We start from the raw sequence: 5,248 nt of genomic DNA, 5'->3' as shown, positions 1-5,248 counted from the left end.
TCCGGCGTGCCTCGATCATCCACGGCTACGGCGCGACCCCCGACGACCACTGGTTCGGCTGGCTGGCCGAGCGGCTCCGGGCGGACGGCATCCCGACCACGGTCCCGGCCCTGCCGGACCCGCAGGACCCGGACCCCGTGCGGTGGGCGGACGCCGTACGCGGGGAACTGGGAACGCCCGACGAGCACACGGTCGTCGTCGCCCACAGCCTGGGCTCCCTGGCCGTGCTGCGCCATCTGCGCTCCCTGCCGGGCACCTGGCGCCTCGGCACGCTCGTGCTGGTCTCCGGCTTCGTCGACCGGCTGCCCGCGCTGCCTGAGCTGGACGCCTACATCGGACAGGGCTGCGACGTGACAGGGCTCCGCGACCGCGTCGACCGGCTCACGGTCATCCGGTCGGACGCGGACCCGCTGGTGCCGACCGGCCACACCGACCGGCTCGCGGGCATGCTCGGAGTCTCCGCGCACATAGTCCCCGGAGCGGGTCACTTCCTCGCCTCCGACGGTGTCACCTCGCTGCCCGAAGCCCGGGAGGCCATCCCCCGGTGACGGCTCGCCGCCGGGGCTCCCGGGCTGCGGGTACGGCGTCACCGGCGCACCCTGGAAAGGGTGAGGTGATCGGCCATGAGCTCAGAAGAAGCGCGCGAGCGGCTGCGGCAGATGCGGGAGAAGGCCAAGGACCTGGCCGACGCGGCGGAGCGGTCCAGCGATCCGCAGCAGCGTGACCGCCTCCAGAAGGAGTCGCGCTCGCTGGAGTCCCGGTGCGAGCAGGAGAGCGGCATGCGCAGTGGGGACATCTATCCCTGGGAGTAGACGGAAGCCGGGCCACGCCCCGGTCCTCGCCGCTCAGCGGCGCCAGGTGTCGGTGGACGGCGCCGGTCACCCCGCGTCCGTGCTGGGTGGCGACGCCTAGCGCACCACGCGATGGCGGAGGTAGACGACGCCCGAGCCGAAGGTGCGGGTCTCCAGCAGTTCGAGATCCACCCGGCGCTCGTGCCGGGGGAAGAACGGGATGCCGCCGCCGAGCAGCACCGGGAAGACCCTGGCCCGGTACTCGTCGATCAGGCCCAGCGCGGCCGCCTCGGCGGCGAGCGTCGCGCCGCCGACCGCGATGTGGCCCTCCCCCGACTCGGCCCGCAGCCGCTCGATCTCCTCCGCGAGGCCGCCGGTGGCCTGCCGGGCCTGACCCCGCACGGTGGACAACGTCGTGGAGAACACCACCTTGGGGAGCGGATTCCACACCGCGGCCCACGCGCGCCCCAGGTCGTCCAGTGAAGGATCCTGGCCGGCGGTCTCCCAGTACAGCATCGTCTCGTACAGCCGCCGTCCCAGGAGGTAGACGCCGATCTCCCGGGTCTCGTCGGTGACGAAGCGGAAGAGTTCGTCGTCGGGAGGTGTCCAGTTCAAGTCGCCGTCCGGCCCGACGATGTAGCCGTCGAGGGAGACACCCATCGAGTAGATCACGCTGCGCATCAGAAGCCCTCCTCGGGAACAGCACCGACCCTACGGCCGTGGCCGCCGCGGTGTGCCGTATTCGGGGCCGGAACCGTCCCGCGGTCACCGGCTCAGCGGAGCATCGACATCAGCAGCCCGTGGGTCTCGTCGTCGGCGGCGGCCACGAGCCCGCGGCCCGACTCGCCGAGCGGGGCGCCGTCGATGCCGGTGACGACGCAGCCGGCGGCCCGGCACAGGGCGATGCCGGCGGCGAAGTGCACGCTCGCGGTGAGGTCGCCGCCGTCGGTGACGTACGCGGCACGCCGGCCGGCGGCGACCCAGGCCAGCGCGAGCGTCGTGGAGACGACGCGCGGCCGGAAACGCCCGGCGAACTCCGGGTGGGCCAGCAGGTCCACGGCCCGGAACCCGGGCGCGTTCGGGAACGGCGGGTCCAGGTTCACGTCCACCAGCCCGGTGGCGGACGTGGGCTTCAGCAGGGTGTCGGCGGCCCCGTCGCGGCGCAGCCGGGCGGTCTCCCCGTCGGTGAGGAAGACCTCGCCGGTGAACGGGTCGGCCACCGCCGCCGCCCTGCCGCGCAGCGCCACGTTGACGGCCACCAGCATGCCGCCGGTGGCGTAGTTCAGCGTGCCGCACAGGGGGTCCACCAGCCACTGGCGCACGGCGCCGACGGCTCCCTGGTGCCCTTGTTCCTCGCCGAGCACCGCGTCGTCCGGCCGTGCGGCCCGCAGGACGCCGAGGATCGCCTTCTCGGCCTCCACATCGGCCTCGGTGGCGAAGTCCCCGGCGCCCTTGTCGACGCGGTCCAGCCGCCGGCCGTACAGAGCGCGGACCACCTCCGCGCCGGCCCGCGCCCCGGCCGCCGCGACGTCGCAATCCTCGGAATACACCTGGGTGTTGGTCACGACGGGCAAGCGTAGCGAGGCGTGGCTGCCGCGCCGTTCGGGCCGTGGCGGGTACCGGTCACGGCGCAAACCCGCCTCACCGCATCGCCCCTGCCCCACGTGTCTCTCTGTCAGGGTGACGCCACCGCACACCTCGAGCTGGGGAGACCGATGCGCGCGATATTGCGGAGTGCCCTGGGCACGGCGATGGCCGTGACGCTGGCAGCGACCGCGGCCCTGCCGTCCGTGGCACGACCACGGGCGGCCGAGCCGGAGAAGAGACCACTGGTGGGAAGCGAGGCCGCCTCCGCGAAGGGACAGCGCTCGACCGTCACCCTGGTCACCGGGGACCGCGTCCTGGTGACCACCGACGCCTCCGGCCGCAGCGCGGCCGTGGCACTGCCCCGCGAGGACGGCCGGGTGCCCGTCGTCCAGACCCGGCAGTCCGGCGACGACCTGTACGTCTATCCGGAGGCCGCCGTCGGGGCGCTGGCCGCGGGCCGGGTGGACGAGGAGCTCTTCAACGTCACCGGCCTGGTGCGGCAGGGCTACGACGACGCCCGCACCGGCACACTGCCGCTGATCGCGGTGTACGACACGTCGGTCGACGTGGCCCGCAGCGCCCCCGCCGCTCCGTTCGGCGCCGAGCGCGGTCTGGTCCTCGACGCCGTCGACGGTGTCGCCCTGCGCGCTGACAAGGAGAAGGCCGCGGGTTTCTGGGCCGAGGTGTCCGGCGCCAAGTCCCGTTCGTCCCGGGACCTGACGAAGCTGTGGCTGGACTCGAAGGTCGAGGCGCAGCTCGACCGGTCGACGAAGCAGGTGCACGCCCCCGAGGCCTGGGCCGCCGGGTACGACGGCAAGGGCAGCAAGGTGGCCGTGCTCGACACCGGTGCGGACGCCGAGCACCCCGACCTCAAGGGCCGTATCACGGCGCAGAGGAACTTCACCGACTCCGACTCCACCGACGACCGCCAGGGACACGGCACCCATGTCCTGTCCACCGTGGGCGGCAGCGGCGCCGCGAGCGACGGGAAGAAGAAGGGCGTCGCCCCCGGTGCGGACCTGCTCATGGGCAAGGTCCTGAACGACGGCGGCTCGGGCGCCGAGTCCTGGATCATCGCCGGGATGGAGTGGGCGGTCGAGCAGAAGGCCGACGTCGTCTCCATGAGCCTCGGCAGCCCGGAGCCCACCGACTGCGCCGACCCGATGAGCGTGGCCGCCCAGCGGCTCGCCGAGACGTCGGACGCGCTGTTCGTCGTGGCCGCCGGGAACACGGGGCCGTCGCTGAACACCGTCTCCTCGCCGGGCTGTGCCCCCGGTGTGCTCACGGTCGGCGCCGTCGACCGGGACGACTCCACCGCCTGGTTCTCCAGCCGCGGCCCCGCCCCCTTCACGCACACCCTGAAGCCCGAGATCACCGCGCCCGGGGTGGACATCTCCGCGGCGTCGGCCGGCGGCCGGGGCGTGTACGCGTACCAGACGATGTCGGGTACGTCGATGGCCACCCCGCACGTGGCGGGCGCCGCCGCCGTCCTCAAGCAGCGGCACCCGGACTGGACGGCGCGGCAACTCAAGGCGGCCCTGGTCTCCTCCGCCGACAGCGGCATCCCCGGCGACGTGCGCGAGACCGGCGGCGGCCGGCTCGACGTGAAGGCCGCGACCGACGCCACCGTCCTCGGCGCCCCCGCGGTGCAGGGCGGCAACTACAACTGGCCGCAGGACGCCAGCGACCGCACCACCGTCGACGTGCCCTACACCAACACGGGCACCAAGGCCGTACGGCTCGCCCTCGGCGTCGAAGGGGTCACCGGCAACGACGGCTCGCGCGTCCGGTCCTCCGTGGCCGGCCTCGGCAACCGCCAGGTCACCGTCCCCGCGGGTGCCACGGTGAAGGTGCCGCTGCGCATCGACCCGACCGCCCGTCTCGCCGACAGCCAGTACGGCGACGTCACCGGCCGCGTCGTCGCCAAGGCGAACGGGGTCACCGTCTCCACGCCCTTCTCCCTGTACGTCCAGCCCGAGACCGTCTCGCTGCGGGTCAAGCTCGTGGACCGCGCGGGCGAACCCGCCGGCAGGACCTCGTCCCTCGACGTGATCGGAACCGACGACGCCAGCGGTGAGCGGCGCTTCAACGACGGCGCCGTCGACCAGACGTACCGGCTGCGCCCCGGCAGCTACTTCCTGTCGGGCTTCGTCGAGACCCCGGACGCGGGCGGCGCCGCGAACGCCCTCACCGACTCGCTCACGTATCTCGGCGTTCCGCAGCTGAAGCTGACCAAGGACACCACGGTGGTCCTCGACGCGCGCAAGGCGCACCGGCTGAAGGTCGCCGCCGACCGGCCGATCGAGACCCGGACCGCCACGCTCTCCTTCTCCCGTACCTGGGGCGAGAACTGGCTGCACGCCGGGACCGTCACCGCCCAGGGCACCGTCCGCGGCTTCTACGCCTCGGTCGAGGGCCGTGCCCAGGACGGCGACTTCACGTTCGGCAGCCACTGGAGGCAGTACGCCCCGCTCGTCTCCGAGCTGAAGACCACGAAGGGCCTCGCACTGCACCCCCTCACGTCCGGCAAGGGCAGCACCAACCTGGACGGCACCGGCCGGGCGGGCCTCGTCGACGCGGGCAAGGGCTCGCCCGAGGAGCTGAAGGCGGCGGGCGTCAAGGGCAGGATCGCCCTCGTGCTCGTTCCGGACGGCGGCGCCGTCACCGGCCTGGCCGACGCGGCCAAGGCCGCGGGCGCCACGGCGCTCGTCGTGCACCGCACCGCCCCCGGCCGCTGGCAGCCGGCGGCCGGCTACGCGGGCGCGGCACTGCCGACGCTCGCGATCCCGGCGGACGAGGCCCGCGCACTGCTCGGCGAACTCACCGCAGGTGAGGTGACGCTGCGCTGGAAGGCCACGGCCAGGAGCCCG

At 73.7% G+C, this 5,248-nt stretch carries 5 protein-coding genes; 3 read left to right on the top strand and 2 right to left on the bottom strand.

The window, feature by feature from the left end:
* The coding region (locus GTW67_RS18595) for an RBBP9/YdeN family alpha/beta hydrolase (RefSeq protein WP_202437395.1) at nucleotides 1-548 on the top strand (548 nt) is incomplete at its 5' end.
* Nucleotides 549-623: 75 nt separating this feature from the next.
* Nucleotides 624-812: a DUF6381 family protein gene (locus GTW67_RS18590; protein WP_161164071.1), complete on the top strand. Its 189-nt coding sequence runs from the start codon at nucleotides 624-626 to the stop codon at nucleotides 810-812.
* A gap of 96 nt (nucleotides 813-908) precedes the next feature.
* Here GTW67_RS18590 and GTW67_RS18585 read toward each other — a convergent pair whose 3' ends face one another.
* Entirely contained in the window at nucleotides 909-1,472 is a 564-nt protein-coding gene (locus tag GTW67_RS18585; RefSeq protein ID WP_161165946.1) for a dihydrofolate reductase family protein, read from the bottom strand.
* Nucleotides 1,473-1,564: 92 nt separating this feature from the next.
* Nucleotides 1,565-2,356 carry an inositol monophosphatase family protein gene (locus GTW67_RS18580; protein WP_161165945.1) on the bottom strand — a complete coding sequence of 264 codons (792 nt, stop codon included), beginning with the start codon at nucleotides 2,354-2,356 and terminating at the stop codon, nucleotides 1,565-1,567.
* A gap of 150 nt (nucleotides 2,357-2,506) precedes the next feature.
* On the opposite strand from GTW67_RS18580, the gene GTW67_RS18575 reads away from it, so the two are divergent.
* On the top strand, nucleotides 2,507-5,248 hold a 2,742-nt coding region (locus tag GTW67_RS18575; protein ID WP_161165944.1), incomplete at its 3' end, for a S8 family peptidase.

Source organism: Streptomyces sp. SID5910, assembly GCF_009862125.1.
GTDB lineage: Bacteria > Actinomycetota > Actinomycetes > Streptomycetales > Streptomycetaceae > Streptomyces.
Note: the sequence above shows the minus strand (reverse complement) of the source record. Positions and strands in the feature narration are given on the sequence as shown.

Bases quoted from the DNA above. Each gene is read 5' to 3' on its own strand.
- GTW67_RS18590 (WP_161164071.1), top strand. From the start codon at position 624: ATGAGCTCAGAAGAAGCGCGCGAGCGGCTGCGGCAGATGCGGGAGAAG.
- GTW67_RS18585 (WP_161165946.1), bottom strand. From the start codon at position 1,472: ATGCGCAGCGTGATCTACTCGATGGGTGTCTCCCTCGACGGCTACATC.